The sequence below is a fragment of the Variovorax atrisoli 110B genome (assembly GCF_000382045.1).
GTDB classification, from domain to species: domain Bacteria; phylum Pseudomonadota; class Gammaproteobacteria; order Burkholderiales; family Burkholderiaceae_C; genus Variovorax; species Variovorax atrisoli.
Genome location: NZ_KB907452.1, coordinates 351,792 through 376,289, shown reverse-complemented (window position 1 = coordinate 376,289; position 24,498 = coordinate 351,792). Strand labels below are relative to the sequence as shown.

The 24,498-nt window shown below is 67.0% G+C and carries 26 protein-coding genes; 20 read left to right on the top strand and 6 right to left on the bottom strand.

The window, feature by feature from the left end:
- Positions 1 to 3 precede the first annotated feature (3 nt).
- The 6 genes from G369_RS0112835 to G369_RS0112810 all read left to right on the top strand — a co-directional run bounded on the left by G369_RS0112835 (position 4) and on the right by G369_RS0112810 (position 4,746).
- On the top strand, positions 4 to 354 hold the full coding sequence (locus G369_RS0112835; RefSeq protein ID WP_019654407.1) for a hypothetical protein: 351 nt from the start codon (positions 4 to 6) through the stop codon (positions 352 to 354).
- The gene (gene hisC / locus G369_RS0112830; protein WP_019654406.1) at positions 351 to 1,448 is read left to right on the top strand and encodes a histidinol-phosphate transaminase; all 1,098 of its coding nucleotides are present in this window, start codon (positions 351 to 353) and stop codon (positions 1,446 to 1,448) included. Before G369_RS0112835 ends, hisC begins: the two co-directional genes overlap by 4 nt.
- Positions 1,445 to 2,071, top strand: a complete 627-nt coding sequence (hisB, locus tag G369_RS0112825; protein ID WP_019654405.1) for an imidazoleglycerol-phosphate dehydratase HisB — start codon at positions 1,445 to 1,447, stop codon at positions 2,069 to 2,071. The genes hisC and hisB overlap by 4 nt, the downstream gene beginning before the upstream one ends.
- 19 nt (positions 2,072 to 2,090) lie before the next feature.
- A complete protein-coding gene (gene hisH / locus G369_RS0112820; RefSeq protein WP_019654404.1) occupies positions 2,091 to 2,750 on the top strand; it encodes an imidazole glycerol phosphate synthase subunit HisH in 660 nt (219 codons plus the stop codon).
- Between the two features lie 63 nt (positions 2,751 to 2,813).
- Positions 2,814 to 3,554 carry a 1-(5-phosphoribosyl)-5-[(5-phosphoribosylamino)methylideneamino]imidazole-4-carboxamide isomerase gene (hisA, locus tag G369_RS0112815; RefSeq protein ID WP_019654403.1) on the top strand — a complete coding sequence of 247 codons (741 nt, stop codon included), beginning with the start codon at positions 2,814 to 2,816 and terminating at the stop codon, positions 3,552 to 3,554.
- Positions 3,555 to 3,573: 19 nt separating this feature from the next.
- A complete protein-coding gene (locus tag G369_RS0112810; RefSeq protein ID WP_019654402.1) occupies positions 3,574 to 4,746 on the top strand; it encodes an AAA family ATPase in 1,173 nt (390 codons plus the stop codon).
- A 9-nt stretch (positions 4,747 to 4,755) separates the two neighbouring features.
- On the opposite strand, the gene G369_RS0112805 is transcribed toward G369_RS0112810, so the two are convergent.
- Positions 4,756 to 5,673 (bottom strand): amino acid ABC transporter substrate-binding protein, encoded by a 918-nt coding sequence (locus tag G369_RS0112805; RefSeq protein ID WP_019654401.1) that lies wholly within the window; start codon positions 5,671 to 5,673, stop codon positions 4,756 to 4,758.
- A gap of 20 nt (positions 5,674 to 5,693) precedes the next feature.
- A complete protein-coding gene (locus G369_RS0112800; RefSeq protein ID WP_019654400.1) occupies positions 5,694 to 6,998 on the bottom strand; it encodes a dicarboxylate/amino acid:cation symporter in 1,305 nt (434 codons plus the stop codon).
- 170 nt (positions 6,999 to 7,168) lie between these two features.
- Here G369_RS0112800 and G369_RS0112795 point away from each other — a divergent pair, with 170 nt between their 5' ends.
- The 9 genes from G369_RS0112795 (at position 7,169) to tatC (ending at position 12,100) form a co-directional block, all read left to right on the top strand.
- Entirely contained in the window at positions 7,169 to 8,002 is an 834-nt protein-coding gene (locus G369_RS0112795; RefSeq protein WP_019654399.1) for a D-hexose-6-phosphate mutarotase, read from the top strand.
- Between the two features lie 26 nt (positions 8,003 to 8,028).
- Positions 8,029 to 8,814, top strand: a complete 786-nt coding sequence (hisF, locus tag G369_RS0112790; RefSeq protein WP_019654398.1) for an imidazole glycerol phosphate synthase subunit HisF — start codon at positions 8,029 to 8,031, stop codon at positions 8,812 to 8,814.
- Between the two features lie 68 nt (positions 8,815 to 8,882).
- A complete protein-coding gene (gene hisI, locus G369_RS0112785) occupies positions 8,883 to 9,281 on the top strand; it encodes a phosphoribosyl-AMP cyclohydrolase (RefSeq protein WP_184605003.1) in 399 nt (132 codons plus the stop codon).
- Positions 9,278 to 9,673, top strand: a complete 396-nt coding sequence (locus tag G369_RS0112780) for a phosphoribosyl-ATP diphosphatase (protein ID WP_019654396.1) — start codon at positions 9,278 to 9,280, stop codon at positions 9,671 to 9,673. Before hisI ends, G369_RS0112780 begins: the two co-directional genes overlap by 4 nt.
- 13 nt (positions 9,674 to 9,686) lie before the next feature.
- Positions 9,687 to 10,076, top strand: coding sequence for a DUF4870 family protein (locus G369_RS0112775; protein ID WP_019654395.1), 390 nt, complete (start codon positions 9,687 to 9,689; stop codon positions 10,074 to 10,076).
- Positions 10,066 to 10,425 (top strand): histidine triad nucleotide-binding protein, encoded by a 360-nt coding sequence (locus G369_RS0112770; RefSeq protein ID WP_019654394.1) that lies wholly within the window; start codon positions 10,066 to 10,068, stop codon positions 10,423 to 10,425. Before G369_RS0112775 ends, G369_RS0112770 begins: the two co-directional genes overlap by 11 nt.
- 65 nt (positions 10,426 to 10,490) lie before the next feature.
- Positions 10,491 to 10,739, top strand: coding sequence for a Sec-independent protein translocase subunit TatA (gene tatA / locus G369_RS0112765; RefSeq protein WP_019654393.1), 249 nt, complete (start codon positions 10,491 to 10,493; stop codon positions 10,737 to 10,739).
- Positions 10,740 to 10,755: 16 nt separating this feature from the next.
- Positions 10,756 to 11,217, top strand: coding sequence for a Sec-independent protein translocase protein TatB (gene tatB / locus G369_RS0112760; protein ID WP_019654392.1), 462 nt, complete (start codon positions 10,756 to 10,758; stop codon positions 11,215 to 11,217).
- A 70-nt stretch (positions 11,218 to 11,287) separates the two neighbouring features.
- A complete protein-coding gene (gene tatC, locus G369_RS0112755; RefSeq protein WP_019654391.1) occupies positions 11,288 to 12,100 on the top strand; it encodes a twin-arginine translocase subunit TatC in 813 nt (270 codons plus the stop codon).
- Positions 12,101 to 12,377: 277 nt separating this feature from the next.
- On the opposite strand, the gene G369_RS0112750 is transcribed toward tatC, so the two are convergent.
- Complete coding sequence (locus G369_RS0112750; protein ID WP_019654390.1) at positions 12,378 to 13,538, bottom strand: trypsin-like peptidase domain-containing protein; 1,161 nt, start codon at positions 13,536 to 13,538, stop codon at positions 12,378 to 12,380.
- A 294-nt stretch (positions 13,539 to 13,832) separates the two neighbouring features.
- Here G369_RS0112750 and G369_RS0112745 point away from each other — a divergent pair, with 294 nt between their 5' ends.
- Genes G369_RS0112745 through pdxA form a run of 3 tightly spaced genes read left to right on the top strand, consistent with a single transcriptional unit; the run spans position 13,833 to position 17,024 of the window.
- Positions 13,833 to 15,188, top strand: a complete 1,356-nt coding sequence (locus tag G369_RS0112745; RefSeq protein ID WP_019654389.1) for an MFS transporter — start codon at positions 13,833 to 13,835, stop codon at positions 15,186 to 15,188.
- Complete coding sequence (locus G369_RS0112740; RefSeq protein ID WP_019654388.1) at positions 15,185 to 15,958, top strand: Nif3-like dinuclear metal center hexameric protein; 774 nt, start codon at positions 15,185 to 15,187, stop codon at positions 15,956 to 15,958. Before G369_RS0112745 ends, G369_RS0112740 begins: the two co-directional genes overlap by 4 nt.
- A 31-nt stretch (positions 15,959 to 15,989) precedes the next feature.
- On the top strand, positions 15,990 to 17,024 hold the full coding sequence (pdxA, locus tag G369_RS0112735) for a 4-hydroxythreonine-4-phosphate dehydrogenase PdxA (protein WP_019654387.1): 1,035 nt from the start codon (positions 15,990 to 15,992) through the stop codon (positions 17,022 to 17,024).
- Between the two features lie 113 nt (positions 17,025 to 17,137).
- On the opposite strand, the gene mscL is transcribed toward pdxA, so the two are convergent.
- From mscL to G369_RS0112720, 3 genes are all read right to left on the bottom strand, one after another.
- Positions 17,138 to 17,569, bottom strand: coding sequence for a large conductance mechanosensitive channel protein MscL (gene mscL / locus G369_RS0112730; RefSeq protein ID WP_019654386.1), 432 nt, complete (start codon positions 17,567 to 17,569; stop codon positions 17,138 to 17,140).
- 59 nt (positions 17,570 to 17,628) lie between these two features.
- Positions 17,629 to 20,118 (bottom strand): tetratricopeptide repeat protein, encoded by a 2,490-nt coding sequence (locus G369_RS0112725; RefSeq protein ID WP_019654385.1) that lies wholly within the window; start codon positions 20,116 to 20,118, stop codon positions 17,629 to 17,631.
- Positions 20,119 to 20,302: 184 nt separating this feature from the next.
- The gene (locus G369_RS0112720) at positions 20,303 to 22,945 is read right to left on the bottom strand and encodes a YadA-like family protein (protein ID WP_244164313.1); all 2,643 of its coding nucleotides are present in this window, start codon (positions 22,943 to 22,945) and stop codon (positions 20,303 to 20,305) included.
- Positions 22,946 to 23,502: 557 nt separating this feature from the next.
- Between G369_RS0112720 and G369_RS38550 the strand changes: the two genes are divergently transcribed.
- Both G369_RS38550 and G369_RS0112710 read left to right on the top strand, forming a co-directional pair.
- A complete protein-coding gene (locus tag G369_RS38550; protein ID WP_157773690.1) occupies positions 23,503 to 23,694 on the top strand; it encodes a hypothetical protein in 192 nt (63 codons plus the stop codon).
- A complete protein-coding gene (locus tag G369_RS0112710) occupies positions 23,685 to 24,488 on the top strand; it encodes a response regulator transcription factor (RefSeq protein ID WP_020723055.1) in 804 nt (267 codons plus the stop codon). Before G369_RS38550 ends, G369_RS0112710 begins: the two co-directional genes overlap by 10 nt.
- The last annotated feature ends 10 nt before the right edge of the window (positions 24,489 to 24,498 follow it).

Here is a 24,498-nt window from a genome sequence, read left to right as displayed (position 1 = left end):
CCGATGAAGCGTGCCGCCTTCCTGTCGCTCGTGCTCGCGGCGGCCGCGACCGGTGCGCAGGCCATGAGCATCCGCGAGCTGCGCACGCTCGAAGCCGGCGAGAAGGACGGCAAGGCCTACGCCAGCTATTACCTCGTCGGCGTGCTCGAAGGCTTGCGCGAAGGCGTCGAGGCCTCGCAGCGCAACGGGCAGAAGCCGATCTTCTGCATCGAAGGCCGCCGCCTCGAGCCCTCCATGGCGCGCTCGCTCTACCAGACGGAGCTGAGCCGCAACGCCGACAGTTACGAAGCCGACATGCCCGTGCAACTGGTCATGGCCGGCGCCCTCCGCAACAGCTACCGCTGCACCCGATGACCGCTGCTCCTTCCGAACCCGCCCGCCTTCCGCTCGACCGCATCCGCGAGGACGTGCGGTCTATGCACGCCTATGCGGTGCAGGACGCCACCGGCTTCATCAAGCTCGACGCCATGGAGAACCCCTTCGGCCTGCCGCCCGCGCTGCAGGCCGAGCTCGGCGCGCGGCTCGGCGCGCTGGCGCTGAACCGCTACCCGGGCGAGCGAGGCGCCGACCTGCGCCGTGCACTGGCCGCGCATGCGCAGATGCCGGAAGGCTTCGAGCTGATGCTGGGCAACGGCTCGGACGAGCTGATCTCGCTGCTGGCCATCGCCTGCGACAAGCCCGGCGCCACCGTGCTGGCGCCGGTGCCCGGCTTCGTCATGTACGCCATGAGCGCGAGGCTGCAGGGACTGCGCTTCGTCGGCGTGCCGCTGACGGCCGACTTCGAACTCGACGAGGCCGCCATGCTGGCCGCCATCGAGCGCGAGAAGCCCGCCATCGTGTACCTCGCGTACCCCAACAACCCCACGGCCAACCTCTGGAACGATGCGGTGCTCGAGCGCATCGTCGAGGCCCAGGGCGCGCAGGGCGGCCTGGTGACCATCGACGAGGCCTACCAGCCCTTCGCCGCGCGCAGCTACATCGACCGGCTCGCGAAGCACGGCCACGTGCTGCTGATGCGCACGCTCAGCAAGTTCGGCCTGGCCGGCATCCGCCTGGGCTACCTGATGGGCCCGGCCGGGCTGGTCGCCGAGATCGACAAGGTGCGCCCGCCCTACAACGTCAGCGTGCTGAACTGCGAGTGCGCGCTCTTCGCGCTGGAGCACGCCGACGTGTTCGAGGCGCAGGCCCGCCAGATCCGCGAGGAGCGCGAGCGCCTGATGATGGGGCTCGGTCGCCTGCCCGGCGTGAAGACCTGGCCGAGCGACGCCAACATGATCCTGCTGCGCGTGCCCGATGCCGCCAAGACCTTCGAAGGCATGAAGGCACACGGGGTGCTGGTGAAGAACGTTTCTAAAATGCACGATCTGCTCGCAAACTGCCTGCGCCTGACCGTCGGAACGGCCGACGAGAATGCGCGGATGCTCGCGGCACTCGAAGCCTCACTATGACCACCCCCACCACCACGGCCCTCGCGGGTGCTGCCGATCGCGTCGCGACGGTCACCCGCAATACCGCCGAGACGAAGATCACCGTCAGCGTCAACCTCGACGGCACCGGAAAGGCCAAGCTCTCGACCGGCATCGGCTTCTTCGACCACATGCTCGACCAGATCGCCCGCCACGGGCTGATCGACCTCGAGATCGACTGCCAGGGCGACCTGCACATCGACGGCCACCACACGGTGGAAGACGTCGGCATCACGCTGGGCCAGGCCGTGGCCAAGGCCGTGGGCGACAAGAAGGGCATCCGCCGCTACGGCCACGCCTACGTGCCGCTGGACGAGGCCCTGAGCCGCGTCGTCATCGACTTCTCGGGCCGCCCGGGCCTGGTGATGCACGTGCCCTTCACCAGCGGGATGATCGGCGCCTTCGACAGCCAGCTCACCTACGAGTTCTTCCAGGGCTTCGTGAACCACGCCTTCGTCACGCTGCACATCGACAACCTCAAGGGCGTCAACGCGCACCACCAGTGCGAGACGGTGTTCAAGGCCTTCGCGCGCGCCATGCGCGGCGCGCTCGAACTCGATCCGCGCTCGGCGGGGGTGATCCCGTCGACCAAGGGCTCCCTCTGAGGATGGCGGCCTGAAAGCTATGAAATCTGTAGCAGCAAACACCGTCGCGGTCGTCGACTACGGCATGGGCAACCTGCACTCCGTGTCGCAGGCCGTGCGCCACGCGGCCGACCAGGTGGGCGTGGAAGTCTTCGTCACCTCCGACCCGGACGTGGTCCGCAAGGCCACCCGCGTGGTGCTGCCGGGGCAGGGCGCCATGCCCGACTGCATGCGCGAGCTGCGCGACTCCGGCCTGCAGGAATCGGTGCTCGAGGCGGCGGCCAGCAAGCCGCTCTTCGGCGTGTGCGTCGGCATGCAGATGATGCTGTCGCGCAGCGACGAGGGCCCGACCGACGGCCTGGGCCTCATTCCCGGCGAGGTGGTCAAGTTCGACCTGGCCGGACGCCTGCAGCCTGACGGCAGCCGCTTCAAGGTGCCGCAGATGGGCTGGAACCAGGTGCGGCAGGCCCAGCCGCACGCGGTGTGGGCGGGGGTGCCCGACCTCAGCTATTTCTATTTCGTGCACAGCTTCTACGCCCGTCCGGTCGACCCCAAACACAGCGTGGGCGAGGCGGAATACGGCGCGAGCTTTACCGCGGCCATCGCACGAGATAACATTTTTGCAACCCAGTTCCACCCGGAGAAGAGTGCGGACCATGGGCTGCAGCTATATCGCAACTTCCTCCACTGGAACCCCTGAACCTGTTCTTCCTGCCGGGCCCGGGCTCTGACAGCCCGGATCTCGCACACTCGCGTCACTTCCATGCTCCTCATTCCCGCCATTGATCTCAAAGACGGCCACTGCGTTCGCCTCAAGCAGGGCGACATGGATCAGTCCACCATCTTCAGCGAAGACCCCGCCGCCATGGCGCGCAAGTGGGTCGACGCCGGCGCGCGGCGGCTGCACCTGGTCGACCTGAACGGCGCCTTCGCCGGCAAGCCGCAGAACCACGCGGCGATCAAGGCGATCCTGCGCGAGGTGGGCGAAGACATCCCGGTGCAGCTCGGCGGCGGCATCCGCGACCTCGACACCATCGAGCGCTACATCGACGACGGCCTGCGCTACGTGATCATCGGCACCGCCGCGGTCAAGAACCCCGGCTTCCTGAAGGACGCCTGCAGCGCCTTCGGCGGCCACATCATCGTGGGCCTGGACGCCAAGGACGGCAAGGTCGCCACCGACGGCTGGAGCAAGCTCACGGGCCACGAGGTGGCCGACCTGGGCAAGAAGTTCGAGGACTACGGCGTCGAGTCGATCATCTACACCGACATCGGCCGCGACGGCATGCTCTCGGGCATCAACATCGAGGCCACCGTCAAGCTGGCCCAGGCGCTGACCATCCCCGTGATCGCCTCGGGCGGCCTGTCGAACATGGCCGACATCGACCAGCTCTGCGCGGTCGAATCCGACGGCGTCGAGGGCGTGATCTGCGGCCGCGCCATCTATTCGGGCGACCTCGACTTCGCCGCCGCGCAGGCGCGCGCGGACGAGCTGACCGCCTGACGCTCCCACTGCGCAGCGCGTGCTCTCCGCGCTCGCCATCGCCAACTACCGATCGCTGCGGCAGCTGACCGTGCCGCTGGGGCGGCTCACGGTCGTGACCGGGCCCAACGGCAGCGGCAAGTCGAGCGTCTACCGCGCGATGCGCCTGCTGGCCGACATCGCCAACGGCGGCGTGATCCGCTCGCTGGTGCGCGAGGGCGGGCTTTCATCCACCCTGTGGGCCGGCCCCGAGCGCTTCTCGGCCGCGATGCTGCGCGGCGACGTGCCGGTGCAGGGCACCACGCGCAGCGAGCCCGTGGCGCTGAAGCTGGGCTTCGCCGGCGCCGAGGCCGACGACTTCGGCTACGCCATCGACATCGGCCTGCCGCCTCCCATTCCGTCCACCGCCTTCTCGCACGATCCGCAGATCAAGCATGAGGCCATCTGGAGCGGCCCGCTGCTGCGGCCCTCCACGCAACTGGTCGACCGCAAGGGCGCCGCGCTGCGGCTGCGCGAGGGCAAGGGCTGGCAGGCCGTCGGCCGGCCCATCCCGGCCTTCGCCAGCATGATGACCGAGCACGCCGACCCGCGCGATGCGCCCGAGATGCTCACACTGCGCGAGCAGATGCGTTCCTGGCGCTTCTACGACCACTTCCGCTCCGACGCCGAGGCGCCCGCGCGCCAGCCCCAGCTGGGTACCTACACGCCGGTCCTCGTCAACGACGGCGCCGACCTGGCCGCCGCGCTGCAGACCATCCGCGAGATCGGCGACGGCGAAGCGCTCGACCGTGCGGTGGACGATGCCTTTCCGGGCGCCGGCATCGAGATCCGCGTCAACGGCGACCGCTTCGAGACGCTGATGCACCAGCACGGCCTGCTGAGGCCGCTGACGGCCGCCGAGCTCTCCGACGGCACGCTGCGCTACCTGCTGTGGATCGCGGCGCTGCTCACGCCGCGGCCGCCCGCGCTGCTGGTGCTCAACGAACCCGAGACCAGCCTGCACCCCGACCTGCTGCCCGCGCTGGGCCGCCTCATCGCACAGGCCGCGCGGCAGTCGCAGGTGATCGTGGTGTCGCACGCGGCACGGCTGATCTCGGCGCTGGACGACAGCGACGGCATGCAGCCTGTGGTGCTGGAAAAGCGCTTCGGCGAGACCCGCATCGCGAACCTCGACATGAGCGAGATCCCGCGATGGGAGTGGCCTGCAAGATAGCGGGCCCGACTACTCGGCCTTCACCGACATCGTCTGGATGATGGTCTCCAGCTGCGCGCTCATCGGCAGGTTGATGCTCTCCCCCGACGGCAGCTTGCGCAGGAACCAGCGCTTGTACTGGCGCTCGATCTCGCCGTCCTCCGCCAGCACCTGGAAGGCGTCGACGACCACCTTGTTGAGCTGGGCATCGCCCTTGCGGTACATGATCCCGTAGGGGTCGTAGGAGAGGAAGTCGCCGACCACCTCGTAGTCGCTCTTCGCGGCGTCCTTGGCGATCAGGCCGTAGAGCAGCACGTCGTCGGTGGCGAAGGCGTCGGCCTGGCCGCTCTTCACGAGGCCGAAGGATTCGGCGTGGTCGCGCGCCACCAGCAGGTCGATGTTGAGCTTGAACTTCTGCGAGAGCTCGCGCAGCGTCTTCTCGTTGGTGGTGCCCGCGGTCACGGCCACCTTGCGGTTGGCGAGGTCGCGGAAGGACTTGATCGGCGAGCCCTTCTTCACCAGCACCTTGGTGCCGGAGACGAACATCGTGGGCGAGAAGCTCACGCGCTTCTGGCGCTCGAGGTTGTTGGTGGTGGAGCCGCACTCCAGGTCGACCTTGCCGCTCACGACCGCGTCGATGCGTGAATCGGAGGTCACGGGCACCCACTTGATCGCGAGGCTCCTGTTCACCGCGTCCTCGATCGCCGTCACCAGCGCGCGGCAGAGCTCTATCGAATAGCCGATGGGCTCGTTGCGCGCATTGAGGTACGAGAAGGGCACGGACGACTCGCGGTAGCCGATGGCGATGGTGCCGCTCTCGCGCACCTTGGCCAGCGTGCCGGTGAGCTGCTCCTGCGCCCGCGCGGGCGCAGCGGGCAGGGCCGCGAGCACCACCGCCGCCAGCAGCGCGGCGAGGAAAGCGAATGGCAGCGTGCCGATGCGCTTCATGATGTGTTCTTCGCTTCGGCTCAGGCGTGCGCCGGGTGGGCGAGGGTGGCGTTGGCCTCTTCGTCGAGCGCCTTGGCGTTGACTTCGGCGTCGCTCTCGGAAAGCAGCTCGCCCTCCCACTTGGCGACCACCGCCGTCGCGATGGAGTTGCCCACCGCGTTGGTGGCCGAGCGGCCCATGTCGAGGAAGGTGTCCACGCCCAGGATCAGCAGCAGGCCGGCCTCGGGAATGTCGAAGTGGTTCAGCGTGGCGGCGATCACCACCAGCGAGGCGCGCGGCACGCCGGCCATGCCCTTGGAGGTGAGCATCAGGATCAGCAGCATCGTGATCTGCGTGCTGATCGGCATGTGGATGTTGTAGGCCTGCGCGATGAAGAGCACGGCGAAGGTGCAGTACATCATCGAGCCGTCGAGGTTGAACGAGTAGCCCATCGGCATCACGAAGCTGGAGATCTTGCGCTTCACGCCGAAACGGTCGAGGGCCTGCAGGATCTTCGGATAGGCCGCCTCCGAACTGGCGGTGGCGAACGACAGCAGGAAGGCCTCCTTGATGAGCACAAGCAGCTTGAACACGCGCGGGCCGAGGAACAGGAAGCCGGCCAGGACCAGCACGCTCCAGAGCACGAAGAGGCCCAGGTAGAAGTCGCCCATGAACACCGCGAACTTCAGCAGGATGCCCAGGCCGTTGACGGCCACGGTGGCGGCCATGGCGGCCAGCACGGCCAGCGGCGCGAGCTTCATCACGTAGCCGGTGATCTTGAGCATCGCGTGCGAGAGCTCCTCGATGGCGGCGACCAGCGTCTTGGCCTTGTCGCCCAGCGAAGCCAGCGCCACGCCGAAGAACATCGAGAACACCACGATCTGCAGGATCTCGTTGTTGGCCATGGCCTCGACGAAGGACTTCGGCACCGTGTGGCTCACGAACTCCTTGAGCGTGAACTTGGCTGTGGCGAGGTTGGCCGAGGCGCCGATGTCGGGCAGCGGCAGCCCGAGGTTCTCGCCGGGCTTGAGCAGGTTGGCCATGACCAGGCCGATCACCAGCGAGATCAGCGAGGCCGTGAGGAACCAGCCGATGGCCTTGCCGAATACGCGGCCCACCGACTTGGCGTCGCCCATGTGCGCGATGCCCACCACCAGCGTGGAGAACACCAGCGGGCCGATCAGCATCTTGATGAGGCGCAGGAAGACGTCCGAGACGATGGAGACGTAGTCTGCGATTTCCTTCGCGGCCTTCTTGTCCGGAAAGCTGGTGAAGATCATGTAGCCGACGATGATGCCCAGCACCATCGCGATCAGGATCCATGCGGCCATCGGCAGCTTCTTCATTCGTATCCCCTTTTGTCGTGTGAGAGTGATTTTTTCCGGGTGCGCGGGACCGGCCTGCACCTTGTCTCCCGGTGCAGGCGGCCACAGGGTATCCAAGAAGGCCCCGGCCGCGCAATGGGCCGGGATGCCAGTTCCGTGCCACTGAACGGGCGCTGCCTACAATTCCTCACATGGAAACCAGCCTGATCGAGTTCCGCGGCCAGCCCGCCATGCGCGCAACCGGCGCCGACGGAAGCACCCTTACCGTCGCATTGCATGGTGCCCATGTGCTGTCGTGGACCACGGCCGACGCTGTGGAGAGGCTCTACCTGAGCCCGCGCGCGGTGTTCGACGGACAGGCCGCCATCCGCGGCGGCATACCCATTTGCTGCCCGCAGTTTAACCAGCGCGGCATGCTGCCCAAGCATGGCTTCATGCGCAATTTGCCTTGGGAAAACGCCCCTTCCGACGTTCCCCAGACGCTTCGCCTGACGCTGCGCGACAACGAAGCCACGCGCAAGCTCTGGCCGCACTCTTTCGAGGCACGGCTGGATGCAACGCTGAGCCCCGGCGGGCTTCGCACGGCGCTCACCCTGGTCAACACCGATGCCGCGCCCTGGTCCTTCACCGCGGCGCTGCACACCTACCTGCGCGTCGACGACATCGCCGATGCGCGCCTGGAGGGCCTCCAGGGCGCCGATCGCTGGGATTCGCTGACCGACGAGCGCCATGCCGAAAAGGCGCAGGCGCTGCAGTTCGAGGCCGAGTTCGACAGCGTCTACGGCACGCCGGGCCGGCCGCTGCAGCTGGTGCAGCCGGGCGGCACGGTCGAAATCTCCCAGAGCCCCACCTGCACCGAGACCGTGGTCTGGAACCCCGGCGCCGTGCTAGGTGCGAAACTCGCCGACATGCCCGAAGACGGCTATCGCCACATGCTCTGCGTGGAGGCGGCCCGCATCGACGAGCCCGTGCTGCTCGCGCCCGGCGCCCAATGGCTCGGCTGGCAGCAGCTGCGCGTTCTCTGACCACCCCACCGGTTCCTTACCCCACCATGCTTGCCAAACGCATCATTCCCTGCCTCGACGTCACCGGCGGCCGCGTCGTCAAGGGCGTCAACTTCGTCGAACTGCGCGACGCCGGAGATCCGGTCGAGATCGCCGCGCGCTACAACGCGCAGGGGGCCGACGAGCTCACCTTCCTCGACATCACCGCCACCAGCGACGGCCGCGACCTGATCCTGCCGATCATCGAGGCGGTGGCCTCGCAGGTCTTCATTCCGCTGACCGTGGGCGGCGGCGTGCGCACCGTGGCCGACGTGCGCCGGCTGCTCAACGCCGGCGCCGACAAGACCAGCTTCAACTCGGCCGCCATCGCCGATCCGCAGGTGATCAGCGACGCGTCGCAGAAATACGGCTCGCAGTGCATCGTGGTCGCCATCGACGCCAAGCGCCGCAGCCCCGAGGAGGCCGCCACGCGCGGCGCGGGCTGGGACGTGTACAGCCACGGCGGGCGCAAGAACACCGGCCTGGACGCCGTCGAATGGGCCGCCGAGATGGCGCGCCGCGGCGCCGGCGAAATCCTCTTGACCAGCATGGACCGCGACGGCACCAAGAGCGGTTTCGACCTGGAGCTGACCCGCGCGGTGAGCAACGCCGTGAACGTGCCGGTGATCGCCTCTGGCGGCGTGGGCAGCCTGGACGACCTGGCCGACGGCATCCAGACCGGCGGCGCCGACGCGGTGCTGGCCGCGAGCATCTTCCACTACGGCGAGCACACGGTCGGCGAGGCCAAGGCCCGCATGGCCGCGCGGGGCATTCCCGTGCGCATCGACCGCTGAATGGCCTCGCGGACAGCCTCCCGGGCAGCCTCAAAAGGCTGTCCAAGGGTCTTTTGCCATCCCCGACAATACCTTCCATGAACTGGCTCGATGAAGTGAAGTGGGACGCGAACGGCCTGGTGCCCGTGATCGCGCAGGAACAGGGCAGCAACGACGTGCTGATGTTCGCCTGGATGAACCGCGAGGCGCTCGAGAAGACCGCCGAGCTGGGCCGCGCGGTGTATTTCAGCCGCTCGCGCAACAAGCTGTGGTTCAAGGGCGAGGAGTCGGGCCACGTGCAGACCGTGCACGAGATCCGCCTCGACTGCGACAGCGACGTGGTGCTGCTCAAGGTCACCCAGCTCGGCCACGAGCCGGGCATCGCCTGCCACACCGGGCGCCACAGCTGCTTCTTCAACAAGTACGACAACGGCGGCTGGAAAGCGGTCGAGCCCGTCTTGAAAGACCCGGAATCGATCTACAAGTGACGGCCACAGTGAACAACGACAGCATCTCCGACGCGCTCGCCCGCCTGGCCGCGGTCATCGAAAGCCGCCTGCCCGCGCGCGGCGGCGACCCCGAGAAAAGCTACGTCGCGCGCCTGCTGCACAAGGGCCCCGACGCCTTCCTCAAGAAGATCGGCGAGGAGGCCACCGAAGTCGTGATGGCCGCCAAGGACGCCGACCACGGCGGCGACCGCTCGAAAATAGTGAACGAAGTGGCCGACCTGTGGTTCCACACCATGGTGGCGCTGGCGCACTACGGTTTCTCTCCGGCCGACGTCACTGCCGAACTGGAGCGCCGCGAGGGCACCAGCGGCATCGAGGAAAAGGCGCTTCGCAAGGTGAAGGCGCGGGAAGCCGAAGCCCCCAACGATTGAAAGGACACCTGCCATGGCCAACGACATCGTGAACGTGGAACCCGACGACTCGCTCAAGACCTGGGGCTGGGTCAGTTACATCCTGCACCTGATCGTGGCCATCGGCGCCGTCGTGCCGGGGGCGCAGGCCTCCGTGCTGCTGCTGCTCATCGCGCTGGTGATCGACTTCGTGAAGCGCGACGACGCGGCCGGCACCTGGCAGGCCTCGCATTTCAACTGGCGCATCCGCTCGGTGCTGTGGGCCGGGCTCCTGTACATCGTCACCTCGTGGCTCTGGCTGCTGCTCTTCGTGCCGGGCTGGATCGCCTGGAGCCTGATCTCGCTGTGGTTCCTCTACCGGATCGTGAAGGGCATGATCCGGATGAACGACGGCCGTCCCATGGAACCCAAAGATGTCATCTGATCCGAACTGCGTCTTCTGCAAAATCATCGAGGGCAAGATTCCCTCCCGCAAGGTCTACGAAGACGAGGACCTGTTCGGCTTCCACGACATTGCGCCCTGGGCGCCGGTGCATTTCATGCTTGTGCCGAAGAAGCACATTCCCTCGATGGCCCAGCTGACGCCCGAGGATTCGGCGCTGATGGGCAAGATCATGACCCTGGCGCCCAAGCTGGCGCTGGAGCAGGGCTGCAGGCCCTACCCGGAGGGCGGCTTCCGGGTCGTGGTCAATACGGGTGCGGAGGGCGGGCAGGAGGTTCACCATCTCCATGTCCATGTCATGGGCGGCCCCCGGCCATGGCTTCGCGGCTGACGGGCATTAAGCCAAACTGTCACATTACGCCCGACTAAAATCGGACACATTCTTAGGAGTTCTCCATGGGTTCTTTTTCCATCTGGCACTGGCTGATCGTGCTGCTCGTCGTGGTCATGATCTTCGGCACCAAGAAGCTGCGGAACATCGGTTCGGACCTCGGTGGTGCCGTCAAGGGTTTCAAGGACGGCATGAAGGACGGCTCCGCGTCCGACGCTTCCGCTGCACCCTCGGCTCCCGCCCAGCAGGTGACCGGCCAGCCGGCCAACGGCGACAAGTCGGCGATCGACGTCGAAGCGCGTCAGAAGTCCTGAGCACGGGCAGCAGCACGTGCTCGACCTCGGCATTGAGAAGCTGGCGCTGATCGGCGTCGTCGCGCTGATCGTCATCGGCCCGGAGAAGCTGCCGCGCGTGGCCCGTACCGTCGGCACGCTGCTGGGCAAGGCGCAGCGCTACGTGAACGACGTCAAGGCCGAAGTCAACCGCTCGATGGAGCTCGACGAGCTCCGCAAGATGAAGACCACCGTCGAGGATGCGGCGCGCGACGTCGAGCACAGCATCCACACGGGCGCGAGCGAGTTCGAGAAGCAGTTCAGCGGTTCGGGCGAAACCCTTTCGGCGCTGGCCGAACCCGAGCCGCCACCGCCGCCGGTCTACAAGCACCCCCGCAAGAACTGGCGCCTGAAGCAGGGCGCCACGCCGCAGTGGTACAAGGCGCGCAACGGCGTGCGCACCAAGGCGCTCTCGGGCGCCGCGCGCGTGGCACGCTTCCGCCCGCACAAGATCAACTAGCGGCTTTCCTCCCTTCACCGCGTTCTTCGAGCGCCGCACGCCGGCCGACGTCACGCTTTCTTCTTTTCCAATGGCCGATTCAGACAACAAGAGCAACGACAAGGAAGACGAGCTCGCGGGCACCGAACAGCCGTTCGTGGCGCACCTGATGGAGCTTCGCGACCGCCTGCTCTATTGCGTCTACGGCCTCGTGGTCGCGGGTGTGCTGCTGGCGATCTGGCCCGGCCCGGCCGGCCTGATCGACCTGATCGCGGTGCCGATCAAGGCCCACATGCCGCACGACGCGAAGCTCATCGCCATCGGCGTGTTCTCGCCGTTCTTCGTGCCCCTGAAGGTGCTGATGATGGCGGCCGTGCTGCTGGCGCTGCCCTGGCTCATGTACCAGGCGTGGATGTTCGTCGCGCCGGGCCTCTACAGCCATGAGAAACGCTTCGCGCTGCCCCTGATCTGCTTCGGCAGCCTGCTGGCCTATGCGGGCATCGCCTTCGTGCAGCTCTTCGTGCTGGACAAGATGTTCGGCTTCATCCAGCACTTCGCGCCCGCCGCGGTGCAGGCGACGCCCGACATCTCCTCCTACGTGGAGGCGATCCTGTCGCTTTACATCGCTTTCGGCGTGGCTTTCCAGGTGCCGATCGTGGTGATGCTGCTGGTGCGCTTCGACATGGTGACCATCGAGAAGCTCAAGTCCTTCCGCGGCTACTTCATCGTGGTCGCCTTCGTCGTGGCCGCAGTGCTCACGCCGCCCGACGTGGTCTCGCAACTGGCCCTGGCGGTGCCGATGTGCCTGCTGTACGAAGTGGGCATCCTCGGCGCCAAGTACTTCGCCAGCAGCACCAAGAAGTCCGAAGAAGAACAGAGCAGCGCCGACTCGGCCTCCAGCTAGCCAGCCCTCCAGCAGGCCCTGCGACAGGGCCCGCTGCGCCCGTCAGGCCCGTAGCCGGCCGCCAAACTACCCCGAAAATTCCAGAAACACTGCGGAACCGGCTTTGCCGGGCCGCTGGTGTTGCCCCCGGAGGGGGGTGGCGAAGCGACACGAAGTGCGCGAAAGTCTGGGGGAGAGCAGGAACACCGCGGAACCGGCTTCGCCGGGCCGCCGGTGTTGCCCCCGGAAGGGGGTTGGCGAAGCGACACGAAGTGCGCGAAGCCTGGGGGAGAGCTTTTTATTCCTGCTGATTCGGCACCTGCCGCACCGGGCTCTTCGGCCTCAGGCCCGGCGTCACGTCCAGTTCCATCTTGTCGCTGCCTCGCTGCAGCGCGAAGCGCGAGGTCGTGCCGGGCTTGAGGCCGGCCACGGCGGTCAGCAGGGCCTGCACGTTGTCCGTCTTCTTCTCACCCACCGAGGTGATCACGTCGCCCGGCCGGATGCCGGCCTTGGCGGCGGGGCCGTTCTGCAGGACGCCGGTGATGATCACGCCGGAGTCGGCCTTCACGCCGAAGGTCTCGGCCAGCTCGGGCGACAGGTCGCTCGGCTCCACGCCGATCCAGCCGCGGCGCACCTGGCCTTCCTTGACGATGCCCTCGAGCACGATCTTGGCCATCGACACAGGGATGGCGAAGCCGATGCCCATGCTGCCGCCCGAGCGCGAGTAGATCGCGGTGTTGATGCCCTGCAGGTTGCCGTTCACGTCGATCAGCGCGCCGCCCGAGTTGCCAGGGTTGATGGCCGCGTCGGTCTGGATGAAGTTCTCGAAGTTGTTGATGCCGAGCTGGTTGCGGCCCAGCGCGGACACGATGCCGCTGGTCACGGTCTGGCCCACGCCGAAGGGGTTGCCGATGGCCAGTACCTGGTCGCCGACCTGAAGGCCGTCGGAGTCGCCCAGCACGATCACCGGCAGCTTGTCGAGCTCGATCTTCAGCACGGCCAGGTCGGTGTCTGGATCGGTGCCGATCACCTTGCCGCGCGCGTGGCGGCTGTCGTTGAGGGTCACCTCGATCTCGTCGGCGCCTTCCACCACGTGGTTGTTGGTGAGGATGTAGCCGTCGGGGCTCACGATCACGCCGCTGCCCAGGCCCACCTGGGGCTGGTCGTCCTGGTCGCCGAAGAAGAAGCGGAACCACGGGTCGTTGCTGCGCGGGTGGCGTTGGGCGGCCTTGCTGGTGTTGATGCTGACCACCGCGGGCGAAGCCTTCTTGGCAGGCGCGCTCAGGCTGCCGGGGGCCGTGACGCCCGGGTTGCTGGCCGGGGCCTCGACGATCGAGACCACGCCGCCCAGCGAGGTCGCGCGCTTGTTGATCCACTCGGGCTTGAGCGTCGCGACGACGAAGTAAGCCGCCAGCAGGACGGTCACGGCTTGGGCAAATAGCAGCCAGGTGCGTTTCATGAAAGATTGGTGAAAAAGACGTTGGAAAGCCGCAAGCAGCGCGGCAATGTTGTCAATTGTCCCTCAACCGGGCAGTCCGGAGACCGCCCGGGCGGGTCGAGATTAGGAGGGTGCCGGGGCGTGAATTCGGGTTAACACTTAGTATCACGGGTCGGCCCCACCCGGTCCGTCTGTTTTCCGGCCCCCGTGCCGCCCATCCGGCGGGTGCGGCGAGGCCTTCCGTCGGCGCGCCATTCTTTCCGTTTCTCACCCGGTTTCGCGGGTTGGCGCGCGGCCAAGACCTTCCTGCCTGCCATGACTTCAGAAGCTACCACCCCGCACGGCGCACGGCCGGTGCCGGCGCGCACGCTCGCCTCGAGCGACTACAAGACCCTCGGCCTGTCCGCCCTCGGCGGCACGCTGGAGTTCTACGATTTCGTCATCTACGTGTTCTTCGCCACCGTGCTGGGAGCGCTGTTCTTCCCGGCCGACATGCCCGACTGGCTGCGCCAGCTGCAGACCTTCGGCATCTTCGCGGCCGGCTATCTGGCGCGCCCGGTGGGCGGCATCGTCATCGCGCATTTCGGCGACATCTTCGGCCGCAAGCGCATGTTCACGCTGTCGATCTTCCTGATGGCGGCGCCCACGCTGGTGATCGGCCTGCTGCCCACCTACGCCAGCATCGGCGTGGCGGCCCCGCTGCTGCTGCTGGCGATGCGCGTGCTGCAGGGCGCGGCCATCGGCGGCGAGATGCCCGGCGCCTGGGTGTTCGTGGGCGAGCACGTGCCGGAAAAGCGCTACGGCCTGGGCATCGGCGTGCTGACTTCGGGCATCACCGGCGGCATCCTGCTGGGCTCGCTGATCGCGGTGGCCATCAACCGCCACTATTCGCCCGAGCAGGTGAGCGACTTCGCCTGGCGCATTCCGTTCATCCTGGGCGGCGTGTTCGGGCTGGTGTCGGTGTACCTGCGGCGCTTCCTGCACGAGACGCCGGTGTTCAAGGAGCTGGCCGGCCGCCGCAACGCGGCGCGCGAGCTGCCACTTCGTACCGTGCTGCGCGAGCATCGCCTGGCCTGCGTGTACGTCGCGCTGCTGACCTGGGTGCTGTCGGCCGCCATCGTGGTCGTGGTGCTCTACACGCCCACCTACCTGCAGAAGGTGCACCACATTCCTGCCGCCATGGCGCTGGAGGCCAACGCCCTGGCCACGCTGACGCTCACGTTGGGCTGCGTGCTGGCCGGCTGGGCGAGCGACCGCATCGGCACCCGGGCCGTCATGCTGATCGGCTGGGGCGGCCTGTTCGCCACGGCCTACCTTTTCTACAGCGGCCTGCCCGGTACGCCGGCGACGCTCTTCTGGCACTACGGCCTGGTGGGCCTGTTCGTGGGCTCCATCGCCACCGTGCCGATCGCGGGCGTGCGCGCCTTCCCGGCGCCGGTGCGCTTCACCGGGCTTTCCTTCGCCTACAACATGTCGTACGCGGTCTTCGGCGGGCTCACGCCGGTGATCCTGACGCTCTGGCTGCAGCACGACACGATGGCGCCCGCGCACTACGTCGCGGTGCTGGCCGCGCTCGGCTTCCTGCTGGCGCTGCTGCCCCTGGCCGCGCGCGGCCATGCGATGCGCGACGGTGGCGTAGCGCCCGCGCGCGGCGCGACAATGGCGCGATGAGCACAACCCGCCACGAACTGCTTCACGCATTCGACCTGCTGCTGGCCCCCGGGCGCTTCAAGGACTACGGACCCAACGGCCTGCAGGTCGAAGGGCGCACCGTGGTGCGAAAGATCGTCTCGGGCGTGACCGCCAGCCGCGCGCTGATCGAGGCCGCTATCGAGTCCGACGCCGATGCCATCTTCGTCCACCACGGCCTCTTCTGGCGCGGCCAGGACGGCCGCGTCACCGGCTGGATGAAGCAGCGCCTCGGCCTGCTGCTGGGCCGCGACATCAATCTCTTCGCCTACCACCTGCCGCTCGACGCGCACCCCGAACTCGGCAACAACGCCCAGCTGGGCCTGAAGCTGGGGCTCGTGGCGCATACCGGTCCGGGCGGCCGCTTCGGGGAACAGGAACTGGGCTTCATCGGCACGCAGGAAGGCGGCGGGAGCTTCGACAGCGCCAGGACGCTCGCCACCCACGTCGAGAGCGTGCTGAAAAGGCCGGTGACGCTGGTCGATGCCGCACAGCGCCCCATCAGGAACATCGCCTGGTGCACCGGAGGCGCGCAGGGCTACTTCGAGGCCGCCATCGCGGCCGGCGCCGACGCCTTCATCACCGGCGAGATCTCGGAGCCGCAGGCCCACTACGCGCGGGAGATGGGCGTGGCCTTCCTCGCCTGCGGGCATCACGCCACCGAGCGCTACGGTGCCCCCGCGGTGGCGGGGCACGTGGCTGCGCAGCTCGGGCTGACGCACGAGTTCATCGACATCGACAACCCGGCATGAGCGCGGCGCGGAGCACGGAGGTGTATTTCCAATGAGCGGCTCCATCGCCATCACGCTGGGCGACCCCGCCGGCATCGGCCCTGAAATCATCGTCAAGGCCTTCCGCGACGCGCCCGAAGCGACGCGTGGCGCCTTCGTTGCCGGCGACGTGGGCACGCTGCGCAAGGCATCGCAGGCCCTGGCCGCCGACGGCCGCCCCGGCTGGCCGGTGCTGGAGATCGAATCGGTCGCCGAGGCGGCCAGTGTTCCGCCAGGCTGCATCCCGGTACTGCAGGTGATCGCGCCGCCCTCTGGCATCGAAACGGGCCGCATCAGCGCCGAGGCCGGTCGGGTGGCGGGCGAATGCGTGGTGTGGGCCGCGCGGGCCGCGCTGCGCGGCGAGATCGGCGCCATCGTGACCGCGCCCCTGCACAAGGAGGCGCTGTCGGCAGCCGGCTTTCCGTACCCCGGCCACACCGAGCTGCTGCAGGCCGAGGCGGCCGCGCACCTGGGCCGCACCGTGGCCGACGTGCCGGTGCGCATGATGCTGGCCAACGACGAGCTGCGCACCGTGCTCGTCAGCATCCACATGTCGCTGCGCAAGGCCATCGAGGCGGTGCGCTTCGAGGGCGTGCTGGAGACGCTGCGCATCACGCACCGTGCGCTCACGCACGCGCTGGGCCGCGCGCCGCGCATCGGCGTGGCAGGGCTCAATCCGCATGCGGGCGAGGGCGGGCTCTTCGGCTCGGAGGAGCGGGAGATCATCGCGCCGGCCGTCGAGGCGGCGCGCGCCGAGGGCATCGATGCCAGCGGGCCTCACGCGCCCGACACGGTCTTCATGCGCGCACGCGCCAAGAACGGCGTGCCGTCCAGCGGCGAGTTCGACGTGGTGATCGCGATGTACCACGACCAGGGACTGATCCCGGTCAAGTACCTGGGCGTGGAAAAGGGTGTGAACGTGACGCTGGGCCTGCCGCTGGTGCGCACCAGTCCCGATCACGGTACCGCGTTCGACATTGCCGGAACGGGGCGGGCCGATGCGTCCAGCCTCGTGGAGGCGCTGCGCATGGCTCGCACGCTGAGCTGAACCGACTTCTCCAGAAACACCGCGGAACCGGCTTTGCCGGGCCGTGGGTGTCGCCCGGCAGGGTCAAGGCGTGCGCGACACGAAGTGCGCGCAGCCTGGGGCGGGCAACAGGTTCAGCGCTGCTTGAGGCTGTCGCGGATCTCGCGCAGCAGCACCACGTCTTCGGGTGTTGCGGGGGCTGCGGCGGGCGCCGGCTCCTCGGTGCGCTTCAGGCGGTTGATCTGCTTGACCATCATGAAGATGATGAAGGCGAGGATCACGAAGTTGACGGCGATGGTGATGAAGTTGCCGTACGCCAGCACCGGGACGCCTGCCTTCTTCAGGTCCGCCAGCGTGTTCGCGACGCCCGGCGGCACCGTACCCAGCACCACGTAGAGATTCGAGAAATCGAGCTTGCCGAACACCACGCCCACCAGCGGCATGATGATGTCGGCCACGAGCGAGTCGACGATCTTGCCGAAGGCCGCGCCGATGATCACGCCGACCGCGAGGTCGATGACGTTGCCCTTGACGGCAAATTCCTTGAATTCACTGAGGATGCTCATGATTCAAAAGGCTGCTGGAGCTCTGCTGTTGAAGGAGAGCCGAGTATGCCCGCGATTGCTCACTTCTCCAGCGGGCGCGGTGCCACATCGACGTGCGCAGCCGGCAACCCTTCACGACTGCGCGAGGCAATCTGCCTGTAGCCGTCTTCCAGGTGGCGCACGAAGCGTGGCGTGTCGAAATAGCCGCTGCGCGCTTCCTTGGCCTTCGCGAGGCGCGAGCGCAGCGCCGCCAGCTCTTCCCGGTGCGTGGCGTAGTGGATGGCCTTTTGGACATACTCCGCGTGGTTCGTGGCCACCAGCTCCGGCAGTCCGATGGCGCGCAGCAGGCTGCCCGCCATGCGCGACACCATCGTCGTGCCGGTGAGCGCCAGCAGCGGCACGCTCGACCACAGCACGTCGTTCGCGGTCGCGCCGCTGCTGTAGGGGAAGGTGTCGATGAACAGGTCGGCCAGGCCGATGCGCGCCAGGTGCTGGTCGACCGGCATGCGCGGCGACACGATCAGGCGCTCGGCCGGCAGGCCCGCCTTCTCCCATTGCGCGCGCAGGTTCTGCTCGAAGCCGTTCGGGCCCTGGGCCAGCCACAGCACCGAGTTCGGAATGCCCTGCACGATGCGCACCCAGGCCTGGAAGGTCTCGGGCTGGATCTTGAAGGACTGCGAGAAGTTGCACAGCACGAAGGCGTCTTCGGGCAGGCCGTGCTCGGCGCGCGTGGGCCTGTGCGGATTGACCGGGCGCTGGGTGTCGATGACCTGGAAGGTCTCCGGCAGCCGCAGCAGCTTCTCGGAGTAGCAGTCTTCCGTGCCCGGCGGCGAGAGGAAGTTGTCGGACACCAGGTAGTCGTAGTTGGGCGTGCCGCTGGTGCCCATGTAGCCCAGCCACATGAGCTGCGCCGGCGCCGCGTGGTAGGCCATCACCTGCGGCTTGGCGCCGCGCGTGTCGCCCGAGAGGTCGACCAGGATGTCGATCTCGTCGTCGCGGATGCGCTCGGCCATCTGCTGGATCGACAGGCCCTGCAGGTCGACGAAATGTTCCGCGGTGGCGGCGATGCGCGCCCGTGCGGGGTGGCCGTCGTCGGGGCCGTAGGAGTAGATGAAGACTTCGAACTCCTTGCGGTCGTGCCGGCCATAGAGCTCTGCCGTCAGGTGCGCCACCGGATGATTGCGGAAGTCGAAGGAGTAGTAGCCCACGCGGATGCGCGGCGAGGTGCGGCGCGCGCCCGCATCGGCAAAGGGCCTGATGGCCGTGTTGCGGTCGGCGAGCAGGGCGGAGCGCTGCGTCCAGTTCATGAGGCGGCGCGCGTCGTCGTAGTTCGACATCAGGATGAAGGACGACACCGTCTGGTCGTTGCTCGGGTTATCGAGCAGCGTCGCGATGCGCTCGCGCAGTTCGGGCACGCCGTTCCAGTCGGCGATGTGTGCCTTCTCGCCCAGCATCCACACCATGGCGGGCATGAAGTCGGGATCGTCGCGCAGGCACTGCTCGAATTCGGCGATGGCCTCCTTCGACTGGCCTGCCATCACGTAGGTCACGCCCAGGTTGCATCGCGCGAGCACCTGGCGTGGGTGCACCTCGAGGGCCTTCTTCAGCACCTCGATGGCAGTGTCGAAGCGGCCGAGCCGGAAGTTCACCGTGCCCAGGTTGTTCAGCAGCAGCTCGTGCTCGGGCAGGCTTTCGAGCGCGAGCCTGTAGAGCTCGGCCGACTCCGCGAAGCGCATCGACACGCCCTCGAGCGCGCCGCACACGCCGTAGAGCGCAGCCACGCCCTCGGGGTCGGACAGCGCCTTGTGGCGCTCCTCGGCCGGCCAGTTGCGCATGGCGCGCTGCATCGGTTCGATCGCCTCCTCGATGCGTCCGCAGGCCTGCAGCGCCCTGGAGAGCATGAACGCGGCCTCGCAGTCCATCGGGTCGGCGGCGGCCTTTTCATACGCGCCGAGCGCGGCGGCCCAGTCCTTCTGGTGCGCGCGGATCTTGCCGATGTTCTTGTGCGCGGCGGCGTAGCCGGGGTCCAGTGCCAGCGCGCGGCCGAACTGCGTGATCGCCTCGTCGAAGCGGTCCTGCTCCATGTCGATGGCGCCGGCGTTGTTCCATGCGGCGGGTGCCTGCGGCGCGAGCCGCGTGGCCTCGGCGGCGGCCTCGCGTGCCTGGCGGAATTTCTTCTGCTGGCGATAGACCGCCGACAGGTTCACGTAGGCCTCGGGGTAGTTGGGCTGGGCCTTGATCGCGCGGCGAAGGTCCTGCTGCGCTTCGTTCGGCAGGCCCATGTGCATGAAGATCGTCGCGCGGGTGTTGAAGTAGAAGTGGTGCGGCGACCGTGCGATCGCCCGGTTCACGTAGTTCAGCGCCAGCTTGGGACGGCCTTGCCGGTACAGCGCCTCGCCGCTGAGGTGCAGCGCGTCGGCATGCTCGGGGAAGCGCGACAGCAGCGCCTCGTAGACCTGCAGGGCCTCCGCGAAGCGGCCCACCCGGTGCAGCGCCAGACCCTGCTCCAGGAGTTGCCCGGCGTCCGCGGCCGGCGTGGAGGGAGCGGGAGCGAGAGAAGGTGAGTTCATGAATCCGCGTGAAGAGTGTCGAGTCTGGGGCGAGACTGGGTCGGGACAGTGATTGCGGCCGCTTCGGTGCCGGCCTTCCGTACAAGTGAAAAGGCCGGTCACCCAGTATAGGGGCCGGCCTTTCGATTGCATCCGCTGGCATTCCCGCGGCGCGCTCGCTGGCGCCGCGGAAGTGCCGGGCGGATTACCAGGACCAGGAGGCGCCGATGCCGCCGCCGACCTTGCCGTTGTTGCCGCTGCCGATATTCAGCTTGATCTGCGCGCCTTCGCCGATGCGGAAGCTGGCCGCTGCAGCGATGGCCGATCGGCCGTCGTACGAGCCCACGCCCACGCCGATGCCGAAGTTCTTGCCCGCCTCGAGCGCCGGCACCGAGGCCGCGGCCAGCGCGATGGCCGCGCCGGTGCTGCTGGTCCTGCGCATGTCCTGCACCTCGCTGCGGACCTGGTTCAACTGCGACATGTTCGCGGCATCCGTCGGCAGCACGCCCGGGGCCACGTTCTGCACGCGCCCGTTGGCGACCACGCCGTTGCCTGCGGTGATGGTGCCGCCCGCATTCACGTTGCCGGTGACGTTGACCGTGCCCGCATTCAGCGTCGTGACGTTGCCGGTCACGGCGTTGATCGTGGTGATGTTGCCGGTCTGCGTGTTCAGCACCGTGATGTTGCCGTTGGCCGCGGTGATCGTCTGGAAGTTGCCGGTGGTGGCATTCACCGTGCTGGCGTTCACCGTCGTGGCGGCGACCGTGCCGGCGGTCAGTGCATTGACCGTGGCGCTGGCGGCCGACAGGTTGGTCGTGCTGACGTTCGTGGCGCTCAGCGTGTTTATCGTGCCGCGGCTGGCCGACAGGTTGGTGGTGCTGACGTTGGTGGCGCTCAGCGTGTTGATCGTGCCGGCGTTGGCAGTCAGGTTTGTGGTGCTGACGTTGGTTGCGCTCAGCGTGTTGATCGTGCCATTGCTGGCCGTCAGATTGGTGGTGCTGACGTTGGTTGCGCTCAACGTGTTGATCGTGCCATTGCTGGCCGTCAGATTGGTGGTGCTGACGTTGGTTGCGCTCAGCGTGTTGATCGTTCCGTTGCTGGCCGTCAGATCGGTGGTGCTGACGTTGGTTGCGCTCAACGTGTTGATGGTGCCGTTGCTGGCGGTCAGATCGGTGGTGCTGACGTTGGTTGCGCTCAGCGTATTGATGGTGCCGTTGCTGGCGGTCAGATCGGTGGTGCTGACGTTGGTTGCGCTCAGCGTATTGATGGTGCCGTTGCTCGCGGTCAGGTCGGTGGTGCTGACATTGGTCGCGCTCAGCGTGTTGATCGTGCCGTTGCTCGCGGTCAGGTCGGTGGTGCTGACGTTGGTCGCGCTCAGCGTGTTGATCGTTCCGTTGTTGGCCGTCAGGTCGGTCGTGCTGACATTGGTGGCGCTGACGTTGGTGGCGCTCAACGTGTTGATGGTGCCGTTCGATGCGGTCAGGTTGGTGGTGCTGACGTTCGCCGAGCTCAGCGTGTTGATCGTGCCGTTGCTTGCCGTCAGGTTCGTCGTGCTCACGTTGGCCGAGCTCAACGTGTTGATGGTGCCGTTCGACGCGGTCAGGTTGGTAGTGCTGACGTTCGTCGAGCTCACCGTATTGATCGTGCCGTTCGAGGCCGTCAGGTTGGTGGTGCTGACGTTGGTGGAGGTCAGCGTGGCGATGCTGCCGGTGTTCGACGTCAGGTTGGTGGCATCGATGTTGGTCGAGGTGATGCCGGTCGCCAGCACATTCGTCGATGTGACGCCGGTCGCCAGGATGTTGGTCGAGGTCAGCGACTGGATCGTGCCGTTGCTCGAGGACACGCTGCCGGTGGTCACGCTGCCCGCGCTCACGGTGTTGGCCGTGATGCTGGTGGAGCTCAGCGTGTTGATCGTGCCGCTGGTTGCGGAGACGCTGGACGTGGTCAGGTTGTTGATGGTGCCGTTGGTGGCCGAGACGTTCGTGGCGCTGACGCTGCCTGCAGACACGGTACCCGCGGTGATCGTGCCGGCGCTGATGCTGGAGGAAGTCAGGTCGGTGACCGTGCCGCTGGTGGCGGACAGGTTCGTCGCAGTGACGTTGGCCGAGGACACGGTGCCGGCGGTGATGCTGCCCGCAGACACGGTGCCTGCGGTGATCGTGCCCGTGCTGATGCTGGAGGAGGTCAGGTTGGTGACCGTGCCGTTGGTAGCGGACAGGTTCGTCGACGTGACGTTGGCTGAGGACACGGTGCCGGCGGTGATGCTGCCAGCAGACACGGTGCCCGCGGTGATCGTGCCCGTGCTGATGCTGGAGGAGGTCAGGTTGGTGACCGTGCCGTTGGTAGCGGACAGGTTCGTCGACGTGACGTTGGCCGAGGACACGGTGCCGGCGGTGATGCTGCCAGCAGACACGGTGCCCGCGGTGATCGTGCCCGTGCTGATGCTGGAAGAGGTTAGGTTGGTGACCGTGCCGCTGGTGGCGGACAGGTTTGTCGCAGTGACGTTGGCCGAGGACACCGTACCGGCGGTGATGCTGCCCGCAGACACGGTGCCTGCGGTGAGCGTCGCCGTGCTGATGCTGGTGGACGTGAGATTGGTGGCCGTGGCCGATGCTGCGGTGAGGCTGGTGGAGGTGATGTTGGTCGCGCTCAGCGTGCGGATGGTGCCGTTGCTGGCCGTGACGTTAGTGGTGCTCACGCTCCCGGCGGACAGCGTAGTCGTCGTCACGCCGCCGACTGCGTTCAATACGCCGCCGTTGTTGCCGAGGTTCGTGTCCCCGAAGACGTTGCCTGAATTGACTTGATTCCCGCCGATCGTGACCTGGGCATGTGCGACGGGCAGCGTCATCACATAACCAGCGCTCAGAAGCACTGAAGCGAGAAGCTTGCTTGCGCCCGGACGGCGAACAATGAAAGAGCGAACACTGGGACGCTGGGATGTAGTCATTTGGACTTTCTTCCTTGAAGAAATCAGTTGCCATTTCTGGTCTTCCACACGCCCTCGTCGTGCGGAAGCAGGGTTGGGTTTCATCGAGTTACCCAATGCAACCGATGCTAGGAATCGAGGTCTTTGCTGAACATCACCGGTATCCGTAGTTATGGTTGTATGCATGTCCGCCGATGCGGCATCGACGAATGCATACATGTGCCGCGAAGCCAATGCACATGCGGCTTTGCGGGCATCGCATGAATCGCGTATTGACGTTTTGAGATGCGTTCTCGGACGCGTTTCGTGTGTCGCGGTGCTACGTAACACGCGCGGTAACTCGCACGTAACAACGGCCTGAAAACGACCTTCGGAAGGCCTTCGCGAGAGCTCGTTTTTCAGCTCGTTTCGGGCAATTTCTTCAACGAAATCAAAGTACTACACGCGTCCTTGCGTGATGTGCGCCGACGCTCGTCCGAGTGGGCATCGTTCCTGCGGTATCTGAAACGAAAGACAACATTTCGAAGCTACCCAAGGGTGGCGACAGAGCCAGAGGACGTCGCGTGATCAATTTTTTCTTGGACATCGGCAACGGCATCAGCGCATGCGGCACGGAACAGGTCCGTCGCGGCAAGGCAGGAGACAACGCAGGAGAGCTGACATGGAAATGAACATCCACTACACCTCTTCGGTCTCTTCGGCGCAGGTGCCTACGGCAGCGCAGTTGTATGGCGGCGTCTTCCATGCCGCGCTGATCGTCGCGGACGATGCCGCCTGCGCAGACCGCATGCGGCGCATCCTCTGCGAGCTCGCGCCGCATCGCCGCGTGGTGGTCGCATCGGGAAGGGCCGAGGCGTTCAATCTGCTTGCAGCGTTGCCTTACGACCTGGTTCTGGTCGACATGCGGCTGCAGGGCAACGATGGCGCCGCGGTTCTTCATCACGTGCGCCAGACCTATCCGCGCATCGAGTGCATCGGCATGTCGGCCACCGACGACCAGCAGCTCGTGAATGCCGCGATCGCCGCGGGCGCCATCGGGTATCTACTTACCGAGACCGACGACGCGGAACTCGCCTATCTTCTGCGCTCCATCGAGCGTGGCGGCTCGCCGATGGATTCGCGCATCGCGCGGCGCATCCTCGGTTCGATCGCGGCCTCGGCCAAGGCCCGCACCATCGACCCCATCCGCGTGCAGAAGCCGGCCCCGCAGCGGCATGACCGGCCGCAGGACCTGCAGCAGAAAGACGGCGCGGACTCGCGGCTGCCGCAAGGGCTGCTGTCGCCGCGCGAACTCAAGGTGCTGCGCCTCATCGCGCAGGGCTGGAGCAACAGGCAGATCGCTGAAGCCGTGTACCTGTCGGTCAACACCATCGAGTTCCACGCGAAGAGCATCTATCGCAAGCTCTCTGTCAAGTCGCGGACCCAGGCGGTCCACGAGGCGATGCAGCACGGGCTCCTGAACTGAAGTCCCCGCG

What these genes read in the sequence shown, in the direction of transcription:
- G369_RS0112835 (WP_019654407.1), top strand. Translation starts at nt 4, where the DNA reads ATGAAGCGTGCCGCCTTCCTGTCGCTCGTGCTCGCGGCGGCCGCGACC.
- hisC (WP_019654406.1), top strand. Translation starts at nt 351, where the DNA reads ATGACCGCTGCTCCTTCCGAACCCGCCCGCCTTCCGCTCGACCGCATC.
- hisB (WP_019654405.1), top strand. Translation starts at nt 1,445, where the DNA reads ATGACCACCCCCACCACCACGGCCCTCGCGGGTGCTGCCGATCGCGTC.
- hisH (WP_019654404.1), top strand. Translation starts at nt 2,091, where the DNA reads ATGAAATCTGTAGCAGCAAACACCGTCGCGGTCGTCGACTACGGCATG.
- hisA (WP_019654403.1), top strand. Translation starts at nt 2,814, where the DNA reads ATGCTCCTCATTCCCGCCATTGATCTCAAAGACGGCCACTGCGTTCGC.
- G369_RS0112805 (WP_019654401.1), bottom strand. Translation starts at nt 5,673, where the DNA reads ATGAAGCGCATCGGCACGCTGCCATTCGCTTTCCTCGCCGCGCTGCTG.
- G369_RS0112800 (WP_019654400.1), bottom strand. Translation starts at nt 6,998, where the DNA reads ATGAAGAAGCTGCCGATGGCCGCATGGATCCTGATCGCGATGGTGCTG.
- G369_RS0112795 (WP_019654399.1), top strand. Translation starts at nt 7,169, where the DNA reads ATGGAAACCAGCCTGATCGAGTTCCGCGGCCAGCCCGCCATGCGCGCA.
- hisF (WP_019654398.1), top strand. Translation starts at nt 8,029, where the DNA reads ATGCTTGCCAAACGCATCATTCCCTGCCTCGACGTCACCGGCGGCCGC.
- G369_RS0112775 (WP_019654395.1), top strand. Translation starts at nt 9,687, where the DNA reads ATGGCCAACGACATCGTGAACGTGGAACCCGACGACTCGCTCAAGACC.
- G369_RS0112770 (WP_019654394.1), top strand. Translation starts at nt 10,066, where the DNA reads ATGTCATCTGATCCGAACTGCGTCTTCTGCAAAATCATCGAGGGCAAG.
- tatA (WP_019654393.1), top strand. Translation starts at nt 10,491, where the DNA reads ATGGGTTCTTTTTCCATCTGGCACTGGCTGATCGTGCTGCTCGTCGTG.
- tatC (WP_019654391.1), top strand. Translation starts at nt 11,288, where the DNA reads ATGGCCGATTCAGACAACAAGAGCAACGACAAGGAAGACGAGCTCGCG.
- G369_RS0112750 (WP_019654390.1), bottom strand. Translation starts at nt 13,538, where the DNA reads ATGAAACGCACCTGGCTGCTATTTGCCCAAGCCGTGACCGTCCTGCTG.
- G369_RS0112745 (WP_019654389.1), top strand. Translation starts at nt 13,833, where the DNA reads ATGACTTCAGAAGCTACCACCCCGCACGGCGCACGGCCGGTGCCGGCG.
- G369_RS0112740 (WP_019654388.1), top strand. Translation starts at nt 15,185, where the DNA reads ATGAGCACAACCCGCCACGAACTGCTTCACGCATTCGACCTGCTGCTG.
- pdxA (WP_019654387.1), top strand. Translation starts at nt 15,990, where the DNA reads ATGAGCGGCTCCATCGCCATCACGCTGGGCGACCCCGCCGGCATCGGC.
- mscL (WP_019654386.1), bottom strand. Translation starts at nt 17,569, where the DNA reads ATGAGCATCCTCAGTGAATTCAAGGAATTTGCCGTCAAGGGCAACGTC.
- G369_RS0112725 (WP_019654385.1), bottom strand. Translation starts at nt 20,118, where the DNA reads ATGAACTCACCTTCTCTCGCTCCCGCTCCCTCCACGCCGGCCGCGGAC.
- G369_RS0112720 (WP_244164313.1), bottom strand. Translation starts at nt 22,945, where the DNA reads ATGACGCTGCCCGTCGCACATGCCCAGGTCACGATCGGCGGGAATCAA.
- G369_RS0112710 (WP_020723055.1), top strand. Translation starts at nt 23,685, where the DNA reads ATGGAAATGAACATCCACTACACCTCTTCGGTCTCTTCGGCGCAGGTG.